Genomic DNA, 20051 nt, shown 5'->3' with positions numbered 1-20051 from the left:
CCGCACCGGCTCGACGGCCGGTGCGGCGCCCCTGGCGTACCGGGGAGAGCGGTCCCCGGTCTCAGCTCTCGCCGCTCTCCGGGCCGTCCTCCGGTCCCGGGGAGCCGGCGGAGTCCGGGCCGTCCGGCGCGTCCTCCGCGGGGCCGTGGTCCTGGGCCGTGTCCTTCGGCCCGGCCGCCGTGTCGTCGCCGGTCCGCGGCTCGCGGGACTCCTGGGACACCGGGCGGGGCGGACGGGTGCGGCCACTGGCGGTGTCGCGGAGGTAGGAGCTGTCGCGGCCCTCGGTGAGCCCGCCCTCGGTCGCCACGCCGGGACCGGACTGCGGGTCGCGGCGGCGCAGATAGCGCTCGAACTCGCGGGCGATGGCCTCGCCGGAGGCCTCCGGCAGGTCCGCGGTGTCCCGCGCCTCCTCCAGCGACTGCACGTACTCGGCGACCTCGCTGTCCTCGGCCGCGAGTTGGTCCACGCCCAGCTGCCAGGCGCGGGCGTCCTCGCTCAGCTCGCCCAGCGGGATGCTGATGCCGAGGAGGTCCTCCAGGCGGTTCAGCAGTGCCAGGCTGGCCTTCGGGTTGGGCGGCTGGGAGACGTAGTGCGGCACCGCGGCCCACAGGCTCACCGCGGGGACACCGGCATGGGTGCACGCCTCCTGGAGGATGCCGACGATGCCCGTGGGGCCTTCGTAGCGGGACTCCTCCAGGTCGAGCCGGGTGGCGAGATCCGCGTCCGAGGTGACCCCGCTGACCGGCACCGGGCGGGTGTGCGGGGTATCGCCGAGCAGCGAGCCCAGGACCACCAGCATCTCCACGCCCAACTCATGGGCGAAGCCGAGGATTTCGTTGCAGAACGAGCGCCAGCGCATGCTGGGCTCGATACCGCGGACCAGGACGAGGTCGCGCTTGCGGCCCTTGCCGTCCGCGTCGCCGACACGGACGACGGAGAGCCGGGTCGTCGGCCAGGTGATCTTGCGTACCCCGTTGTCCAGGAAGACGGTGGGGCGGTTCACCTGGAAGTCGTAGTAGTCCTCCGCGTCCAGCGCGGCGAAGACCTCTCCCTTCCATTCCCGGTCGAGATGGGCGACCGCGGCGGAGGCTGCGTCGCCGGCGTCGTTCCAGCCTTCGAACGCGGCCACCATGACCGGGTCGATCAGCTCGGGTACCCCCTCGAGCTCGATCACCCAGCGCCTCCTTCCGACCGGTCCGGCCGCCTGGGGCGGCCGCCGGCAGCAGTTCCATTGCGTGCGTCCCCAAGACTACGGCTTCCGCCGTGCCGGTCCGTAGCCCCTTTGCGGGAAGGGGTAGCGATTCATCCGACCTGTCCCGGGCCGGCCTGGCTCAACTTCCGTACACGGTCTGGACGGGTTCTTGCACGCGGGTCTATACATCGGATGTCCGGGAAAGGTCCGATGTTCTTCCGCAACATCCCTGGGGGCGTGCGCATGGCCGCGACCGACACCGACACCGTCACCGAGCGCGAGGTCCACGACGTCCGCTTCCCCACCTCGGAGCGGCGGCACGGCTCGGACGCGATGAACCCGGACCCCGACTCCTCCGCCGCCTACGTGGTGCTGCACACCGGCGGCGGACCCCAGGGCACGGCTTCTGCTTCACCATCGGGCGCGGCAACGAGGCCATGGCCGCCGCGATTCCCGGGACGGCATCCGTGCCAGGCTCGAAGGCTCCCTGACCCGGCTCGGGGTGGACGCCGTCGACATCGTCCTGCTGCATGATGTCGAGGGCCGGCTGCGCGAGGTGTACGAGACCGGCTTCCCTGCCCTGGCCGAGCTGCGTGCGCAGGGCGTCGTACGGGCCATCGGCTTCGGGATGAACCACAGCGGTCCGCCGGCCCGCCCGGTCGCCGGCCTCGACGTCGACGTGGTGCTCGACCGGTCGCCTCATCTCGCCGCGGTCTGCGCCGAGTTCGCGGTGCCGCTCAAAGCGGCGGCGCTCCGCTTCCCGTTCGGGCACCGGGCCGTCGCCGGCGCCGCCGCGCCGGAGGAAATGGCCGAGAACGCCCGGCTGTTCACCCACGACATCCCGGACTCGCTCTGGCATACGCTCGTCGCCGCGGCCTGCTCGACCCCGATCTGCCGCTGCCCCTGAACGAGCCCGATCCCGGAGCGCGCCCCTGATGCGAATCGACGCCCATCACCACCTGTGGGACCTCAGCCGGCGCGAGCAGCCCTGGATGGACGGGCCCTGGGCCGATCCGATCCGCCGCAGCTATGCGCTGGCCGACCTCGCCCCGCATCTGACCGCGCACGGCGTCGACGGCACGCTCCTCGTCCAGTCGTCGTCCTCGTACGAGGAGACCGCCGAACTCCTCACCCTCGCGGCGGGCGAGGGACCGGTCACCGGCGTCGTCGGCTGGGCCGACCTGTGCGACCCGGCGCTCGCCGAGGTCCTCGCGGCGCTGCCCGCCGGGCTGGTCGGCATCCGCCACCAGGTGCCGGACGAGCCGGACCCCGGCTGGCTCACCCGCCCGGACGTACTGTGCGGCCTGGCCGTCCTGGCCGACGCCGGACTGGTCTACGACCTGCTGGTCACCCCGCGCGAACTGCCCGCCGCGCACGCCGCGGCACGCGCCCTGCCCCAGCTGCCGTTCGTGCTGGACCACGCCGGCAGACCGCCGGTGGTCACGGGGGAGTGGCAGCCGTGGGCGGACGCCGTCACCGCCCTCGCCGCGCTGCCCCACGTCAGCTGCAAGCTGTCCGGGCTGGTCACCGAGGCCGACCGGGACGCCTGGCGGCCGCAGCAGATCCTGCCCTACGCCCGGCACGTCCTGGACGCCTTCGGCACCGGCCGGGTGATGTTCGGCTCCGACTGGCCGGTGTGCACCCTGGCCGCCGGCTACGAGGACGTGGTGGCGCTCGCCGAGGCGGCCACGGGTCAACTCACCGAAGCGGAACGGGCGGACGTCTTCGGGGGAACGGCCGGGCGGGTCTACGGCGTCGCCGCGCCCGCGGAACCGGAGCCCACCGGCCGCTGACACGGCGTCCGGATTCCGCCAGACCTCGGCCCCGCCACGCCGGAGGATCGAGTCGTGCCGCGGAACACACTCCGCGGCGCGGCGCCGCCGGCCCCGGAATCCGTGGATGTGGCACGGCTGCGCCGACCACGGACGACCGAGGACGAGGGTGACGGCGATGACGGCGATGACGGCGACGGTGCCGACGGCGGCCGGGACGAGGGCGGTTGGGACGGCGGTCGGGACGATGGCCGCGGGGGACGGGCCCCGGCCGCTCGCCGGGAAGGCGGCGCTGGTGACCGGCGGCAGCCGGGGCATCGGCCGGGCGATCGCATTGCGGCTGGCCGCCGACGGCGCGGCGGTGGCCCTGACCTACCGGGCCGGGCAGGACCGGGCCGGGCAGGTCGTCGGGGAGATCGAGCGGGCCGGCGGGCAGGCCTGGGCGGTACGGGCCGACAGCGGTGACGCGGAGGCGGTGCGGTCCTCGGTGGCCGGCGCCGCCGACCGGTTCGGGCGGCTGGACATCCTGGTGAACAACGCGGGCGTCGGGGTGCTCGGACCGTTCGAGAGCCTCTCCCTCGACGACATCGACCGCGTGCTGTGGACCAACGTCCGAGCGCCGTTCCTGGCGGCGCAGGCCGCCGCGGCGCATCTGGCCGAGGGCGGGCGGATCATCTCCATCGGCAGCTGCATGGCCGAGCGGGTCGCCTTCCCCGGCGGCACCCTCTACGCCACCAGCAAGGCCGCCCTCACCGGCCTGACCAAGACCCTGGCCAGGGAGCTGGGGCCGCGCGGCATCACCGCCAACCTCGTGCACCCGGGCCCCATCGACACCGACATGAACCCCGCCGACGGCGAGAGCGCGGCGATGCAGGCCGGGTTCACCGCGCTGGGGGCGTACGGCCGGGCCTCGGACGTGGCGGCGACCGTGGCCCACCTGGCGGGCGACGGCGGGCGGTACATCACGGGCGCCTCGATCGCGGTGGACGGCGGCTTCGCGGCCTGACCCGGCCGCGGCGGCGGGCGCCGGCCGGCCTCACCGCGAGGCGCGCAGCCACTGCTCCACGCTCGCGATGTGCACGGTCGCCCAGGCCCGCGCCGCCTCCGCGTCCCGGTCGCGCAGCGCGCCGAGGATCGCCCGGTGCTCGGTGAGGGTGCGGCTCACCGCGTCCTTCTGCGTCAGACCCCGCCAGACCCTGGCCCGGGTGGTCGGTCCGGACAGTCCGTCCAGCAGCGAGCAGAGCACGGAGTTGCCGGACGCCGCGACGATCCCGCGGTGGAAGTCCAGATCGCAGGCGACCAGCTCCTCGACCGAGGGGCTCGGTCCCAGCGCCGCCAACAGGTCCTCCAGGGCGTCCAGTTCCGCCGGTCCGATCCGTCCGGCCGCCATCGCCGTGGCGGCCGGCTCCAGTATCCGGCGGACGGCGAGGAACTCCAGCACCGTGTCGTCGCGGTGGAAGTCCACCACGAAACTCATGGCCTCCAGCAGGAGTTGCGGATCGAGGCTGGTGACGTAGGTGCCGTCGCCCTGGCGCACGTCCAGGATGCGGATGAGGGAGAGCGCGCGCACCGCCTCACGCAGGGAGTTGCGGGACAGCCCCAGCTCGGCCGCCAGCTCGCTCTCCTTCGGCAGCCGGTCTCCCGGGCGCAGCGCCCCGGAGACGATCATGCCTTTGATCTTCCCGATGGCCTCGTCGGTGACCGCCATGCCGACCTCCCCGCCGCACCCGCCCGGATTCCGCCACAGACGTCCGATGTCTGGGCTCATTATGACCGGTCACTCCGCCCCAGCCGCTCCCGTACGCGGACCGGTCCTCCTCCGTGGCGGCGGAGCCGGCCCACGGCGCGGTGCGCGCACGCCCCCGGAAACGGCGATGGGGCGGCCCCGTGGACCGCCCCATCGTCACTCACCGCACGCCGTGCGGTGCCGCGGCCGTGCGTCGCACGGCTCGCCGGCGTCAGCCCGCCAGCATGTCCTTGACCCTGGCCCGGACGTCCTCCGTGTCGAGGCCCCGGATCGTCAGGGTGGTCCGGCGGCGCAGCACGTCGTCGACCGTCTCGGCCCACTCGTGGTCACGGGCGTAGGCGACCTGCGCCCAGATCTCCGGCGCGTCCGGGTGGATGCGCTCGGCCAGCGCCGGGTTCTCGTTCGCCAGCCGGGCGATGTCGAAGGACAGCGAGCCGTAGTGGGTGGCGAGGTGGCGCGCGGTCTCCGGGGCCATCCGGGGACCGGGCGTACCGCCGTCGACGAGCAGCCGGTGCGCGACCGCGTTCGGGTTGGCGATACCGGGCAGCGGGAGCTTCTTCGGCAGGTGCGCGATCGGCTCCATGTCTTCGGCCAGCGGGTGGCCGGGCAGCGCCGCGAGCTTGCTCATGACCGTACGGCCGATGTGCCGGAAGGTCGTCCACTTGCCGCCGGCGACCGACAGCATGCCGCCGCTGCCCTCGGTGACGACCGTCTCGCGCTTGGCCTTGGAGGTGTCGCCGGGGCCGCCGGGCAGCACCCGCAGACCCGCGAAGGAGTAGGTGATCAGATCGCGCGACAGTTGCTGGTCGCGGACGGAGAAGGCCGCCTCGTCCAGGATCTGGGCGGTGTCCTTCTCGGTGACCGAGACGTCCGCCGGGTCGCCCTCGAACTCCTCGTCCGTGGTGCCCAGCAGCAGCATGTCCTCCCAGGGGAGGGCGAAGGTGATGCGGTACTTGTCGATCGGGGTGGCCAGCGCGGCCTTCCAGGGCGCGGTCCGCTTGAGGACCAGGTGGGCGCCCTTCGACAGCCGGATGGAGGGGGCCGCGTTCGCGTCCTCCATCTTGCGCAGGTGGTCCACCCACGGGCCGGTGGCGTTCAGCACCAGGCGGGCGTTGACGCCGAACTCCTCGCCCTCCACCCGGTCCTTGAGCTCCGCACCGGTGACCCGGCCCTGGGTGAAGCGCAGTCCGGTGACCTCGGCGTGGTTGAGGACCGTGGCGCCGGCCGCGGCCGCTGCACGGACGGTCATCAGGGCCATCCGGGAGTCGTTCATCTGGTCGTCGCCGTACACGGCCACGGCCTTGAGGTTGTCCGTCCGCAGCTCCGGCACGTCGCGCTGCGCCTTGGCCGGGGATATGACATGGCCGACGCCGTCGCCGAACGCGGACAGCGCCGAGTAGGCGAAGACACCCGCGCCCAGCTTGGCGGCGCCGTGCGGGCCGCCCTTGTAGACGGGCAGGTAGAAGGTCAGGGGGTTGGCGAGGTGCGGTGCGACCTGGCGGGACACCGCACGCCGCTCGAAGTGGTTCTCCGCCACCAGCTTGACCGCGCCGGTCTGCAGGTAGCGCAGACCGCCGTGCAGCAGCTTGGAGGAGGCGGAGGAGGTGGCGCCGGCGAAGTCACCGGCGTCCACCAGGGCCACCCGCAGCCCGGCCTGTGCGGCGTGCCAGGCGGTGGAGATGCCCAGGATGCCGCCGCCGATCACCAGGAGGTCGTACGTCGCCTTGGAAAGCTGCTCCCGAGTCTCGGCGCGGCTCGCGTGCGAACCACTGGCCGGGTGCGTCCCGAGTGCCGGGACGCTCTGCAGGGTGCTCATGTTTACTCCTCGTCCTCGATCCAGCCCATGGTCCGCTCGACGGCCTTGAGCCAGCTCTTGTACTCGCGGTCACGGGTGGCCGCATCCATCCGGGGGGTCCATTCGGCGGCCCGGCGCCAGTTGGCGCGCAGCTCGTCGGTGCTGGACCAGAAGCCGACGGCCAGTCCGGCCGCGTAGGCAGCGCCGAGGCAGGTGGTCTCGGCGACCATCGGGCGCACCACGGGGGCGTCCAGGAAGTCCGAGATGGTCTGCATCAGCAGGTTGTTGGAGGTCATACCGCCGTCGACCTTGAGTGCGGTCAGCTCGACGCCGGAGTCCTTGGTCATGGCGTCGGTGATCTCACGGGTCTGCCAGGCGGTGGCCTCAAGTACGGCGCGTGCGATGTGCGCCTTGGTGACGTAGCGGGTCAGGCCCGCGATGACACCGCGCGCGTCCGAGCGCCAGTACGGGGCGAACAGGCCGGAGAAGGCCGGCACGAAGTACGCGCCGCCGTTGTCCTCGACCGTGCTGGCCAGGGTCTCGATCTCGGCCGCGCTGTTGATGAGGCCCATCTGGTCGCGCATCCACTGGACGAGCGAGCCGGTGACGGCGATGGAGCCTTCCAGGGCGTAGACCGGCTGCTCGTCGCCGATGCGGTAGCCGACCGTGGTCAGCAGACCGTTGTAGGAGTTCACCGGCTCGTGGCCGGTGTTCATCAGCATGAAGGTGCCGGTGCCGTACGTGGACTTGGCCTCGCCCTGCTCGAAGCAGGTCTGGCCGAACAGCGCGGCCTGCTGGTCACCGAGCGCCGAGGCGACCGGCACACCGGCCAGCACACCGCCGGTGGCGTGGCCGTAGACCTCGGCGGACGACTTGATCTCCGGCAGCACGGCCGCCGGGATCTCCATCGACGTGAGGATCTTCGGGTCCCACTCCAGGCGGTGGAGGTTCATCAGCATGGTGCGCGAGGCGTTGGTGACGTCGGTGACGTGCACGCCGCCGTCGACACCGCCGGTCAGGTTCCAGATGACCCAGGAGTCCATGGTGCCGAAGAGGATGTCGCCGCGCTCGGCGCGCTCCCGCAGGCCCTCGACGTTGTCGAGCAGCCAGCGGATCTTCGGGCCCGCGAAGTACGAGGCCAGGGGCAGACCGGTCTCGCGGCGGAAGCGGTCCTGGCCGACGTTGCGGCCGAGCTCCTTGCAGAGCCCGTCGGTGCGGGTGTCCTGCCAGACGATGGCGTTGTGGACCGGCTCACCGGTGTTCTTGTCCCACAGGACGGTGGTCTCGCGCTGGTTGGTGATGCCGATCGCCTTGACGTCGGCGGCGGTGAGGCCGGCCTTCTCAACGGCGCTGTCGACGACCTGCTGGACGTTGTTCCAGATCTCGGTGGCGTCGTGCTCCACCCAGCCCGGCTTCGGGAAGATCTGCTCGTGCTCCTTCTGGTCGACCGAGACGATCCGGCCGTCCTTGTCGAAGACGATGCAGCGGCTCGACGTGGTGCCCTGGTCGATGGCCGCGATGAACGGGCCGTTGCCGTGCGAGGAGGTGCTGGGGGTGTCGCTCATGGGTTTGCTCCAAGAAGTCTGTGCGGGCGGAGTCGGGCGGACCGGCGGCTCAGGCGAACGCCACCTGGTAGATGCCTCCGGCGAGGGCTCCGCCGATGAGCGGGCCGACGACCGGAATCCAGGCGTAGCCCCAGTCTGAACCGCCCTTGTTCCGCAGCGGCAGCATCGCGTGCACGAGGCGCGGACCGAGGTCGCGGACCGGGTTGATGGCGTACCCGGTCGGACCGCCCAGCGACAGACCGATACCGGTGACGACCAGCGCGACCAGCAGGGTGCCGATGACGCCGACGCCCTTGCCGTTGTCGCTCAGTCCGAGCGTGAGGATCGACAGCACCAGCACGACGGTGGCGATGATCTCGGTGAGCAGGTTCTGCGCCACGTTCCGGATCTCCGGACCGGTGGAGAAGATGCCGAGGACCGGTCCCGCCTTCGGCGCGGCCGAGGGGTCGACCATGCCTTCCTCGCTCGTGTGGTCGGCCAGGACCTCGGGGTCGCTCAGATGGGCCTGGAACTGCCCGAGGTAGGTGACCCACACGAGCACCGCGCCGATCATGGCGCCGAGCATCTCGCCGGCGAAGTAGACCGGCACCTGGTTCCACTCGATGCCGCCCTTGATGGCGACGCCGATGGTGACCGCGGGGTTGAGGTGTGCGCCGGACTTCGCGGCGATGTAGGCACCCGTGAGGACGGCGAAGCCCCACCCGAAGGCGATGGCGACCCATCCGGCGTTGAACGCCTTGGAGCGCTTGAATGTGACGGCGGCGCAGACGCCACCGCCGAGCAAGATCAGAACAGCGGTACCGATGGTCTCGCTGATGAAGATGTCGGAGCTGGACACCCGCGACTCCTTTGTCCTTCGTCCAGGGGAAGGCGGACCCCGGGTCCCGTCCGGTGGTCCGCGCCCTCCTAGAGGGCGGTGGTCGGCCCGCGGCAATGCCCCACCATAGCGAATATTGCCGTTAGGTGTTCGACAATGCCGACCGACGAACGGCAGTTTTGTTCACCGGTAGAACCCCGTCAAGGGTTCCGTGGCGAAAAACTTAGGTGAACTTATGGGGTGAATCCGGTCAGAATCGCCCTGCGCCAAGATCACGGGACACCGCCCGTGCGCAATCCCTCACAGCGGCGATGATTTCCGGCCGCAGCTCGCCCTCCTGGCAGACCCGCTCCACCGCTCCCGTGACCCCCACCGCACCCACCGGCATCCGCCGCCGGTCGTGGATCGGCGCGGCCACCGAGGCCACCCCCTCCCAGGTCTCCTCCACGTCCGCCGACCAGCCGTGCGCCCGGGTCAGGTCCAGCAGCCCCTCGATCTCCCCCAGCCCGGTCACCGTGCGCGGGGTGAACGCCTCCCGCTCCGCCTCGACGACCTCGCTGTGCGCCACCGGGTCGTACGCCGAGAGCACCTTGCCCAGCGCCGTGCTGTGCAGCGGCTGCATCGCGCCCACCTCCAGCACCTGCCGGCTGTCGTCCGGCCGGAAGACATGGTGGACGATCAGCACGCCCTGCTGGTGCAGCACGCCCAGATAGACCGCCTCCCCGCTGGAGCGGGCCAGGTCGTCGGTCCATACGAGGGCGCGGGCGCGCAGCTCGTGCACGTCCAGGTAGCTGTTGCCCAGCCGCAGCAGCTCCGCGCCCAGCTGGTAGCGGCCGGAGGCGCTGTCCTGCTCGACGAAGCCCTCCTGCTGCAGCGTGCGCAGGATGCCGTGGGCGGTGCCCTTGGCCAGTCCCAGTGAGGAGGAGATGTCGGAGAGCCCCAGCCGCCGTTCCCCTCCTGCGAGCAGCCGCAGCATCGCTGCGGCGCGCTCCAGCGACTGGATGGTGCGTGCCATCGGGCAACCTCCGGAAGTATGCGGTTCGACAATGCTGAACGATATCGGCCCATGCCGACTCTCGTCAGCGATCTGGCGACACTTGATAAACGCACCGGAGTCTGTCAACGATCATGGGCCGTGCAGGCAGGGGGGTGGTGCGGTGCTGTCCACGGCGTGAAACGGGGAACACGTGTACCGGACCGGCAGCTACGCTGGCCGGGTGCGCCCTCTGAAGGAGGGTGCAAAGCCGACAGCCGTCGCAACCACGGGAGCATCTCCATGGCCTCGAACACGCCCACGTCCCCCAGCACGTCCCGCGCCACCTCACTCCGGGAGGCCTTGGCCTCGCGGGTGGTGGTCGCCGACGGAGCGATGGGCACCATGCTGCAGGCGCAAGATCCGTCCATGGAGGACTTCCAGCAGCTGGAGGGCTGCAACGAGATCCTCAATGTGACGCGGCCCGACATCGTGCGGTCGGTGCACGCGGAGTACTTCGAGGTAGGCGTCGACTGTGTGGAGACGAACACCTTCGGTGCGAACTTCGCGGCGCTGGCGGAGTACGACATCCCCGAGCGGGTCTTCGAGCTGTCGGAGTCCGGCGCCCGGATCGCCCGTGAGGTCGCCGACGAGTTCACCGCCTCCACGGGGCAGCAGCGCTATGTCCTGGGTTCCATGGGTCCCGGTACCAAGCTGCCGACCCTGGGCCACGCGCCGTACGTCACGCTGCGCGACGCCTATCAGCAGAACGCCGAGGGCATGATCGCCGGCGGTGCGGACGCGCTGCTGGTGGAGACCACCCAGGATCTGCTGCAGACCAAGGCCGCCATCCTCGGTGCCCGCCGTGCGCTGAAGGTGACGGGGGCGGATCTGCCGGTGATCTGCTCGGTCACCGTCGAGACGACCGGCACGATGCTGCTGGGCTCGGAGATCGGCGCGGCGCTGACGGCGCTGGAGCCGCTGGGGATCGACATGATCGGTCTGAACTGCGCGACCGGCCCGGCGGAGATGAGCGAGCATCTGCGTTACCTGGCCCGCCATTCCCGCGTGCCGATCGCCTGTATGCCCAATGCGGGCCTGCCGGTGCTGGGCAAGGACGGCGCGCACTATCCGCTGACGGCGGCCGAGCTGGCCGATGCTCAGGAGACTTTCGTCGGTGAGTACGGCCTGTCGCTGGTCGGTGGCTGCTGCGGGACGACGCCGGAGCATCTGCGGCAGGTCGTCGAGCGGGTGCGCGGGCTCGCCCCGACGCCGCGTCGGCCGCGTCCCGAGCCGGGTGCCGCTTCGCTCTATCAGACGGTGCCGTTCCGTCAGGACACCTCCTACCTCGCGATCGGTGAGCGGACCAACGCCAACGGTTCGAAGAAGTTCCGTGAGGCGATGCTGGAGGGGCGCTGGGACGACTGTGTGGAGATGGCCCGCGACCAGATCCGTGAGGGCGCGCACATGCTGGACCTGTGCGTCGACTACGTCGGCCGGGACGGCGTGGCGGACATGGACGAGCTGGCGGGCCGGTTCGCCACCGCCTCCACCCTGCCGGTGGTGCTGGACTCCACGGAGCTGGATGTGATCCAGGCGGGGCTGGAGAAGCTCGGTGGCCGTGCGGTGATCAACTCCGTCAACTACGAGGACGGGGATGGGCCCGAGTCGCGGTTCGCGAAGGTCACGGCGCTGGCGGCGGAGCACGGTGCGGCGCTGATCGCGCTGACCATCGATGAGGCGGGCCAGGCCCGTACCGCCGAGCACAAGGTGGCCATCGCCGAGCGGCTGATCGAGGACCTGACCGGCAACTGGGGGATCCATGAGTGCGACATCCTCATCGACTGTCTGACGTTCACCATCTGCACCGGTCAGGAGGAGTCCCGCAAGGACGGCATCGCCACGATCGAGGCGATCCGGGAGCTGAAGAAGCGTCACCCGGACGTCCAGACGACGCTGGGTCTGTCGAACATCTCCTTCGGTCTGAACCCGGCCGCGCGGCTCGTGCTGAACTCCGTGTTCCTGGACGAGTGCGTCAAGGCCGGCCTGGACTCCGCGATCGTGCACGCGAGCAAGATCCTGCCGATCGCGCGCCTGGAGGAGGAGCAGGTCACCACCGCTCTCGACCTGGTCTACGACCGTCGCAGCGAGGGCTATGACCCGCTGCAGAAGCTGATGGAGCTGTTCGAGGGCGCCACCGCCAAGTCGCTGAAGGCCGGCAAGGCCGAGGAGCTGGCCGCGCTGCCGCTGGACGAGCGGCTCCAGCGCCGCATCATCGACGGGGAGAAGAACGGTCTGGAGGCCGACCTCGACGAGGCGCTGGCGGAGCGCCCCGCGCTGGCCATCGTCAACGAGACGCTGCTGGAGGGCATGAAGGTCGTCGGTGAGCTGTTCGGCTCCGGCCAGATGCAGCTGCCGTTCGTGCTGCAGTCCGCCGAGGTGATGAAGAGCGCGGTGGCCTATCTGGAGCCGCACATGGAGAAGTCCGACGACGAGGGCAAGGGCACCATCGTGCTGGCCACCGTCCGCGGCGACGTCCATGACATCGGCAAGAACCTCGTCGACATCATCCTGTCCAACAACGGCTACAACGTCGTCAACCTCGGCATCAAGCAGCCGGTTTCGGCGATCCTGGAGGCCGCCGAGGAGCACAAGGCCGATGTCATCGGGATGTCCGGACTCCTGGTCAAGTCCACAGTGATCATGAAGGAGAACCTGGAGGAGCTCAACCAGCGCAAGATGGCGGCCGACTTCCCCGTCATCCTGGGCGGCGCCGCCCTCACCCGCGCCTACGTCGAGCAGGACCTGCACGAGATCTACGAGGGCGAGGTCCGCTACGCCCGCGACGCCTTCGAGGGCCTGCGCCTGATGGACGCCCTGATCGCCGTCAAGCGCGGGGTGCCCGGCGCGGCCCTTCCCGAACTCAAGCAGCGCCGGGTGCCCAAGCGGGACACCGCCGCACTGGAGGTCGAGGAGCCCGAGGGCGCGGTGCGCTCCGACGTGGCCGTCGACAACCCCGTCCCGGCGCCGCCGTTCTGGGGCACCCGGGTCGTCAAGGGCATCCAGCTCGCCGACTACGCCTCCTGGCTGGACGAGGGCGCACTGTTCAAGGGCCAGTGGGGCCTCAAGCAGGCCCGCACCGGCGAGGGGCCGACGTACGAGGAGCTGGTGGAGACCGAGGGCCGCCCCCGGCTGCGCGGCTGGCTCGACAAGCTCCAGACCGAGAACCTGCTCGAAGCCGCCGTCGTGCACGGCTACTTCCCCTGTGTCTCCAAGGGCGACGACCTGATCCTGCTGCACGAGGACGGCACCGAGCGCACCCGCTTCACCTTCCCCCGCCAGCGCCGCGGCCGCCGGCTGTGCCTGGCCGACTACTTCCGCCCGGAGGAGTCCGGCGAGACCGACGTCGTCGGCCTCCAGGTCGTCACCGTCGGATCGAAGATCGGCGGCGCCACCGCCGAACTCTTCGAGGCCAACTCCTACCGCGACTACCTCGAACTGCACGGCCTGTCCGTCCAGCTGGCCGAGGCACTCGCCGAGTACTGGCACGCCCGCGTCCGCGCCGAGCTGGGCTTCGCCGGGGAGGACCCCGCCGACGTCGAGGACATGTTCGCGCTCAAGTACCGCGGCGCGCGCTTCTCGCTGGGCTACGGCGCCTGCCCCGACCTGGAGGACCGCGCCAAGATCGCCGACCTGCTCCAGCCGGAGCGGATCGGGGTCGAGCTCTCCGAGGAGTTCCAGCTCCACCCCGAGCAGTCCACCGACGCCATCGTCATCCACCACCCGGAAGCCAAGTACTTCAACGCCCGGTAGTGGGCGGACGCCCGCCGGAGCCCACGGGGTGCCTCCCCTCACGGACGCACCCCGTGGTCACCCGCGGTCACTCCGTGTGAGTACGCGCCAGGGCCGTCCCGGGGCAGCCCCCGGACGGCCCTGACCTGTGGCGCCGCGCATTCCGGCGCATACCGTCGTACACTTGTCGGTCCGGTGGCGGCCGGTCGTATCCCCAGCCGGGGATGGCGACCGGCCCTTTCGTCCCTTCGGGGGCGTCGTAACGGAGGTGGATGGATGACCAGCAGCATCCCCGCAGTCGGCACCCGCACGGCCGAAGCCGCGACCCTCCAGGCCGTGTTCCTCGATCTGGACGGCACCCTCGTCGACACCGAGGGCTTCTGGTGGGAGGCGGAGGCGGAGGTCTTCGCCGAACTCGGGCACATCCTCGACGACGCGCACCGCGAGGTCGTGGTGGGCGGCCCGATGTCCCGCAGCGCCGGCTATCTGATTCAGGCCACCGGCGTCGACATCAGCCTGACCGAGCTGAGCGTGCTGCTCAACGCCGCCTTCCTGGCCCGCGTCGGACGTGGTGTCCCGCTGATGCCCGGCGCCCGCCGGCTGCTGGCCGAACTGGCCGCCCACGGCGTGCCCGCCGCGCTGGTCTCCGCCTCGCACCGCGCCGTCGTCGACCAGATGCTGCACTCACTCGGCCCGGAGAACTTCCGGCTGACCCTGGCGGGCGACGACCTGGAGCGCACCAAGCCGCACCCCGACCCGTATCTGACGGCCGCCGCACGGCTCGGGGTGGACCCGGCGTGCTGTGCGGTCATCGAGGACACCCTGACCGGAGTGACGGCCGGCGAGGCGGCGGGCTGCCCGGTCGTCGCGGTGCCCTCGGTGACGCCGATCCCGCCGGCGCTGGGGCGCACGGTCGTCCGTTCGCTGGAAGAAGTCGATCTGCCATTTCTCCGGACGCTCATCACGGAAAGCCGTGGCACCGTGCACTGAGCGTGCTATGGGAAAGGCACCGGGAACCGAGGGGAGCGGCCCGCTCATTTTCCGTGACGAATACAGTGACTGAATTGTTGCTTCGCCATGGACCCTTGAACGCGTGACGTTTCTCACGCGCCGGGCCGTCGACAGCGGGCCCCGCAGGTGTTCCAGGGGGTCTTGGGAGCGCTTTCCACGGGGGTAAGTGTCCGGATTGGTGGAGCAACAGGTGAATCGTTCCACCGTCCGGATATCGATCACCTTGCCATCGTTATCCAGGTGCCATATCGAGACAACTCCTTTGTGTCTCAGCGCGGCTGGCCGTTCCTACTAATGTCGACGCGAGCAACACCTCTGCGCTGATAAGGAACCTGCCCACGATGAATCGCAAGACCCTGGTGCTGCCGGCGCTGGCCGGTCTCCTCGCCCCCGTCCTCGCCGCCTGTGGCGGCACGGACGGCGCCGGCGAGGGTGTCGATCCGATCGTGGTGGGCGTCGCCACCCCCATCGAGGCGACGAAGGCGGCGCCCGCGCCGCTCGACCCGTCGCAGGCCTACGACGTCGACGCGTGGAACATCATGCGGAGCACGCTGCAGACGCTGATGCGGCTGCCCCGCTCCGGTACCGCTCCGGTGCCCGAGGCCGCCGAGTCCTGCGGGTTCCGCGACACCCAGAACGAGCAGTACCGCTGCACCCTGCGCGACGGCCTGAAGTTTTCGAACGGTCATGCCCTGACCGCGCAGGACGTCAAGTTCTCCATCGAGCGCATGCTGACCATCAACAACACCAATGGTCCGGTCTCGTTGCTCGACGGCGTGGACAAGGTCGAGACGCCCAGCGACAGCGAGGTGGTCTTCCACCTCAAGAAGCCGGACGCCACCTTCCCGCAGAAGCTCACCACGCCCGCGGCGGCCATCGTCGACCCCGAGGAGTACCCCAAGGGCCGCCTCCGCAGCGGGTTCGACGTGGTCGGCTCCGGCCCGTACACCCTCAAGACCGAGCGTAAGAACAACCGCATCACCAAGGCCTTCTTCACCAAGAACCCCACCTACAAGGGCGGGGTGAAGGCGAAGAACGAAAAGGTCGAGATGCGCTTCTTCAACGACTCCGTCTCGACGGAACGGGCGCTGCGCAAGGGCAGCATCGACGTGATGAACCGCGGCCTGGCGCCCGACCAGATCAAGGGCCTGCAGGGCGCCCGCGACAAGGGCATCACGCTCCAGGAGATGCCGGGCCAGGAGATCCGCTACCTCGCCTTCAACACGAAGGACCCGGCGGTCTCCGACAAGGCCGTGCGGCGCGCGATGGCGCAGCTCGTCAACCGCTCGGACCTGGTGCGGAACGTCTACGACTACACCGGCGTCCCGCTCTTCTCGATGGTGCCCACGGGCCTCACCGGCCACATCAACTCGTTCTTCAACAAGTACGGGAACCCCGACGCCGCGGCCGCCCGCAAGACCCTGCAGCAGGCGAACATCACCACTCCGGTGAAGTTCACGCTCACGTACACCACGAACCACTACGGCTCCAGCACCGGCAAGGAAGTCCGTGCGCTGCAGGGCCAGCTCAACCGCACCAAGCTCTTCGACGTGAGCATCAAGGGTGTCGACAGCTGGCAGCAGTTCCGCACCGACGCCCTGGACGGCAAGTACTCCGTCTACAACATGGGCTGGTTCCCGGACATCCCGGACGCCGACAACTACATCGCGCCGTTCATCGGCAAGCAGAACTTCCTCGGCTCCCCTTACCGCAACGGCAAGATCGAGTCGCAGCTCATCCCGTCCAGCCGCCAGCAGTCCGACCGCAACGCCGCGGGCGCCGACTTCAAGCAGGCGCAGGACATCATCGCCGACGACGTACCGCTCATCCCGCTGTGGCAGGGCAAGCAGTACGTCGCCGCCCGCGATGACATCACCGGCCTCGAATGGGCCCTCAACTCCGCCTCGGGTCTGCAGATCTGGGAGCTCAGCCGCGGCGTCGCGGACTGAGCCGGCGGATGCGACCCCCGCAGCACACCACCACCGCCGCGGCCTCCCCGCCGCGGCCCGACAGGCATGACCCAGAACGTGAGGACCGTTTAGTGAGGAAGCGTGACCAGTGGCTGGCTGCCCCGATCGGGGCGGGGCTGACCACAGCTCTGCTCGCGGTCGCCGGGTGCGGCACGGACGACTCCGGAGCGGCCGGCAACGGCGAACCCGTGGTCATGGGAATGACGGACAAGGTCGTCTCCACCGACCCCGCTGCCGGTTATGAGCCCGGCTCCTGGCTGTTGTTCAACAACGTCTTCCAGTCCCTGCTGAGCTTCCCCAAGGGAGGCACCACCCCCGAGCCGGAGGCCGCCGAGCGCTGCGGCTTCACCGACCGGGACAGCAAGGTCTACCGCTGCACCCTGAAGGACGGCCTCACCTTCAGCAACGGCGACAAGCTGACGTCCAAGGACGTCAAGTACTCCTTCGACCGCACCCGGCGCATCAAGGACAAGAACGGCCCCGCCGTGATGTTCACCGCGCTCGACAAGGTCGAGACCCCGGACTCCAAGACCGTGGTCTTCCGGCTCAAGTCGCCCGACGCGACCTTCCCCATGAAGATCGCCTCCGGCGCCGGCTCCATCGTCGACCACGCCCAGTACCCCGCCGACCGGCTGCGCACCGACGGCAAGGCCGTCGGCTCCGGCGTCTACACCCTCAAGGACTACGGCTCCCAGAAGGCCGTCTTCGCCGTCAACGGCTCCTACAAGGGCCCGGCCAAGGTCAAGAACTCCGGCATGACCGTGAAGTTCTTCAACCACCCCGACAAGCTCAAGACGGCCGTCGAGAAGGGCGACGTCGATGTCGCCTACCGCGGTCTGTCCATGAAGGACATCGCGGCACTCGACAACGCCTCGCTGGAGCAGCAGAACGGCACCCAGGTCGTCGAGGGCGCCAGCGCCGAGGTCATGCACCTGGTCTTCAACCTCAAGGACCCGGTCGCCGGCAAGCAGGGCGTCCGCAAGGCGATCGCCTACCTCCTGGACCGCTCCACCCTCGTCCGGGACGTCTACCAGCGCACCGCGGTGCCGCTGTACTCCATCGTCCCGGCCGGCATCACCGGCCACAGCACCTCCTTCTTCAACACCTACGGCGACCGCCCGAAGCCCGACAAGGCGAAGGACGCGCTGCGCTCCGCCGGCTTCAACGGCAAGGTGCCGCTCACGCTGTGGGCCACCCCCGACCGCTACGGCCCCGGCACCGTCCCGGCCTTCGAGGAGATCGCCCAACAGCTCAACGCCAGCGGGCTGTTCAACGCCAAGGTGCGCACCCTGCCCACCAAGGAGTACGAACAGGGCATGGCCGACGGCAAGTTCGGCGTCTACGTCAAGGGCTGGATACCCGACTATCCGGACCCCGACAACTTCACCGCGCCGTTCTTCGGCAAGGACAGCGTGGTGGCCAACAACTACAGCTCGCCCACCATCACCGGCCGGCTGCTGCCCAAGACGGCCGACCAGCCGAACCGCGGCGCCACCAAGGACCAGTTCCGGGAGCTGCAGGACATCGTCGCCGAGGACGTGCCGATGATCCCGATCTGGCAGGGCAAGCAGTACGCGGTGGCCCGCGACGGGGTCTCCGGCCTGGAATGGACGCTGGACCCCTCGACCGTCTTCCGCTTCTGGGAGATCAGCAAGGCGACCGAGGCCTGATCCCGGCAGCACGGCGGGGCCGGTCCGGGAATCTCCCGGGCCGGCCCCGCCGTCGTCCGTCCGCCGGGCCGTCCGACCCGCACCGCCTACTGGGCGCCGGGACGCACCAGCCCGCTCTCGTACGCGTACACCGCCGCCTGCACCCGGTCGCGCAGCCCCAGCTTCGTCAGCACATGGCCCACATGCGTCTTGACGGTGGTCTCGCTCACGAACAGATCCGCGGCGATCTCCGCGTTCGACAGCCCGCGGGCCACCAGCTTCAGCACCTCCACCTCGCGCTCGGTGAGGGTGTGCAGCGTGTCCGGCACCGGCTCCTCGCCCGACGGCAGATGCCCGGCGTACTTGTCGAGCAGCCGGCGGGTGATGCTCGGCGCGAGCATCGCCTCGCCCGCCGCGACCACCCGGATCGCCTGCACCAGCTCGTTGGCGGGCGCGTCCTTGAGCAGAAAGCCGCTCGCCCCCGCCCGCAGCGCCTCGACGACGTACTCGTCCAGATCGAAGGTGGTCAGCACCAGCACCTTCGCCGGGCCGTCCTTCGCCGGGCCGGTGATCTGCCGGGTCGCCTCGACACCGTCCATCCGGGGCATCCGGATGTCCATCAGCACCACATCGGGCTGCAGCGCCCGCACCTGCTCCAGTGCCTGGAGGCCGTCCCCGGCCTCCCCGACGACCGCCAGATCCTGCTCCGCCTCCAGAATCATCCGGAATCCCGTACGCAGCAGGGGCTGGTCGTCGACCAGCAGGACGCGGATGGCCACGAGCTCTCCTTCGTTAGATGTCCCCCATTCTGCCCTGCGGCGGCACACCGCCCTCGGGCGGGCGCACCTGCAGCGGATACACCGGGGGAGTGCCGCCGAATTCCGGACAGTGCGCCTGGTGGTCGCACCAGCCGCACAGCTTCGTCGGCCGCGGCCGCCAGTCGCCGGTCGCCGTCGCCCGCTGGATCGCCTCCCACAGCGCCAGCAACTTCCGCTCCACACCCCGCAGATCGGCCTCGCCCGGGTCGTACGTCACGACATCGCCGCTGCCCAGATAGACCAGCTGGAGCCGCCGCGGCACCACACCCCGCAGCCGCCACACCACCAGCGCGTAGAACTTCATCTGGAACAGCGCACCCTCGGCGAACTGCGGCCGCGGCGCCTTGCCGGTCTTGTAGTCGACGATCCGCACCTCGCCCGTCGGCGCGACATCCACCCGGTCGATGAACCCCCGCAGCTGGAGCCCCGACTCCAGCACCGTCTCCACATACAGCTCACGGTCGGCCGGCTCCAGCCGCGTCGGGTCCTCCAGCGAGAACCACCGCTCCACCAGCGTCTCGGCCTCCGCCAGCCACCCCGCCAGCCGCTCGCCCTCCGGGTCGTCCGCGAACAGCTCCGCCAGCTCCGGCCGCTTGCCGAGCAGCTTCGCCCACTCGTCCGGCACCATCGCCCGCGCCCCGTCCGACGTACGCTCCGCCGCCGGCGCGTCGAAGAGCCGCTCCAGCACCGCGTGCACGACCGTGCCGCGGGTCGCCGCCGCGCTCGGCTTCTCCGGCAGCCGGTCGATCACCCGGAAGCGGTACAGCAGCGGACACTGCATGAAATCACTCGCCCGCGACGGCGACAGCGCCACCGGCGGCCGCGGCTGCTCCCCGCCCCGCGCCCCCGCCCCGGCGCTCTCCGCGCCCGGCTCACCGCCGCTCCGCCCGCTCTGCGTGCCCGCCCCGGCCTGCTCCGTGCTCCATCCCATGCCACAAAACCCTACGGCC

At 70.4% G+C, this 20051-nt stretch carries 15 protein-coding genes and 1 pseudogene; 8 read left to right on the top strand and 8 right to left on the bottom strand.

Annotation, left to right across the window (positions count from 1 at the left end):
• Positions 1-61: 61 nt before the first annotated feature.
• Positions 62-1174: a PAC2 family protein gene (locus tag ACGFN2_RS16485; protein WP_393360759.1), complete on the bottom strand. Its 1113-nt coding sequence runs from the start codon at positions 1172-1174 to the stop codon at positions 62-64.
• 261 nt (positions 1175-1435) lie between these two features.
• Between ACGFN2_RS16485 and ACGFN2_RS16480 the strand changes: the two are divergent.
• The 4 genes and pseudogenes from ACGFN2_RS16480 to ACGFN2_RS16465 all read left to right on the top strand — a co-directional run.
• A pseudogene (locus tag ACGFN2_RS16480) lies at positions 1436-1644 on the top strand (fuconate dehydratase); the annotation flags it as partial.
• On the top strand, positions 1599-2099 hold the full coding sequence (locus tag ACGFN2_RS16475; protein ID WP_393360913.1) for an aldo/keto reductase: 501 nt from the start codon (positions 1599-1601) through the stop codon (positions 2097-2099). The pseudogene ACGFN2_RS16480 and the gene ACGFN2_RS16475, both read left to right, overlap by 46 nt.
• A 28-nt stretch (positions 2100-2127) precedes the next feature.
• The gene (locus ACGFN2_RS16470) at positions 2128-2985 is read left to right on the top strand and encodes an amidohydrolase family protein (protein WP_393360757.1); all 858 of its coding nucleotides are present in this window, start codon (positions 2128-2130) and stop codon (positions 2983-2985) included.
• 166 nt (positions 2986-3151) lie between these two features.
• Positions 3152-3970, top strand: coding sequence for an SDR family oxidoreductase (locus ACGFN2_RS16465; protein WP_393360910.1), 819 nt, complete (start codon positions 3152-3154; stop codon positions 3968-3970).
• 30 nt (positions 3971-4000) lie between these two features.
• Here the strand turns inward: ACGFN2_RS16465 and ACGFN2_RS16460 are convergent, their stop codons facing one another.
• The 5 genes from ACGFN2_RS16460 to ACGFN2_RS16440 form a co-directional block, all read right to left on the bottom strand.
• Positions 4001-4672 (bottom strand): FadR/GntR family transcriptional regulator, encoded by a 672-nt coding sequence (locus ACGFN2_RS16460; protein WP_393360755.1) that lies wholly within the window; start codon positions 4670-4672, stop codon positions 4001-4003.
• Positions 4673-4922: 250 nt separating this feature from the next.
• Positions 4923-6527 (bottom strand): FAD-dependent oxidoreductase, encoded by a 1605-nt coding sequence (locus tag ACGFN2_RS16455; protein WP_393360753.1) that lies wholly within the window; start codon positions 6525-6527, stop codon positions 4923-4925.
• Between the two features lie 2 nt (positions 6528-6529).
• Entirely contained in the window at positions 6530-8071 is a 1542-nt protein-coding gene (gene glpK / locus ACGFN2_RS16450; RefSeq protein WP_362607962.1) for a glycerol kinase GlpK, read from the bottom strand.
• A gap of 49 nt (positions 8072-8120) precedes the next feature.
• Positions 8121-8909, bottom strand: a complete 789-nt coding sequence (locus tag ACGFN2_RS16445; RefSeq protein ID WP_362607964.1) for an MIP/aquaporin family protein — start codon at positions 8907-8909, stop codon at positions 8121-8123.
• Positions 8910-9138: 229 nt separating this feature from the next.
• The gene (locus ACGFN2_RS16440; RefSeq protein WP_393360751.1) at positions 9139-9903 is read right to left on the bottom strand and encodes an IclR family transcriptional regulator; all 765 of its coding nucleotides are present in this window, start codon (positions 9901-9903) and stop codon (positions 9139-9141) included.
• A 261-nt stretch (positions 9904-10164) separates the two neighbouring features.
• Between ACGFN2_RS16440 and metH the strand changes: the two genes are divergently transcribed.
• The 4 genes from metH (at position 10165) to ACGFN2_RS16420 (ending at position 18304) form a co-directional block, all read left to right on the top strand.
• The gene (metH, locus tag ACGFN2_RS16435) at positions 10165-13674 is read left to right on the top strand and encodes a methionine synthase (RefSeq protein ID WP_393360749.1); all 3510 of its coding nucleotides are present in this window, start codon (positions 10165-10167) and stop codon (positions 13672-13674) included.
• Between the two features lie 255 nt (positions 13675-13929).
• On the top strand, positions 13930-14643 hold the full coding sequence (locus ACGFN2_RS16430) for an HAD family hydrolase (RefSeq protein ID WP_393360747.1): 714 nt from the start codon (positions 13930-13932) through the stop codon (positions 14641-14643).
• A gap of 362 nt (positions 14644-15005) precedes the next feature.
• Positions 15006-16613 (top strand): ABC transporter substrate-binding protein, encoded by a 1608-nt coding sequence (locus ACGFN2_RS16425; protein ID WP_362607972.1) that lies wholly within the window; start codon positions 15006-15008, stop codon positions 16611-16613.
• A 92-nt stretch (positions 16614-16705) separates the two neighbouring features.
• A complete protein-coding gene (locus tag ACGFN2_RS16420; RefSeq protein WP_393360745.1) occupies positions 16706-18304 on the top strand; it encodes an ABC transporter substrate-binding protein in 1599 nt (532 codons plus the stop codon).
• Positions 18305-18390: 86 nt separating this feature from the next.
• Here the strand turns inward: ACGFN2_RS16420 and ACGFN2_RS16415 are convergent, their stop codons facing one another.
• Both ACGFN2_RS16415 and ACGFN2_RS16410 read right to left on the bottom strand, forming a co-directional pair.
• Positions 18391-19062: a response regulator transcription factor gene (locus ACGFN2_RS16415; RefSeq protein ID WP_018087782.1), complete on the bottom strand. Its 672-nt coding sequence runs from the start codon at positions 19060-19062 to the stop codon at positions 18391-18393.
• Between the two features lie 13 nt (positions 19063-19075).
• Positions 19076-20032 carry a RecB family exonuclease gene (locus tag ACGFN2_RS16410; protein WP_362607976.1) on the bottom strand — a complete coding sequence of 319 codons (957 nt, stop codon included), beginning with the start codon at positions 20030-20032 and terminating at the stop codon, positions 19076-19078.
• Positions 20033-20051: the final 19 nt, after the last annotated feature.

This window comes from Streptomyces sp. NPDC048612, from assembly GCF_043199295.1.
Lineage (GTDB): Bacteria > Actinomycetota > Actinomycetes > Streptomycetales > Streptomycetaceae > Streptomyces.
This window is presented reverse-complemented; position numbering and strand designations above follow the sequence as displayed.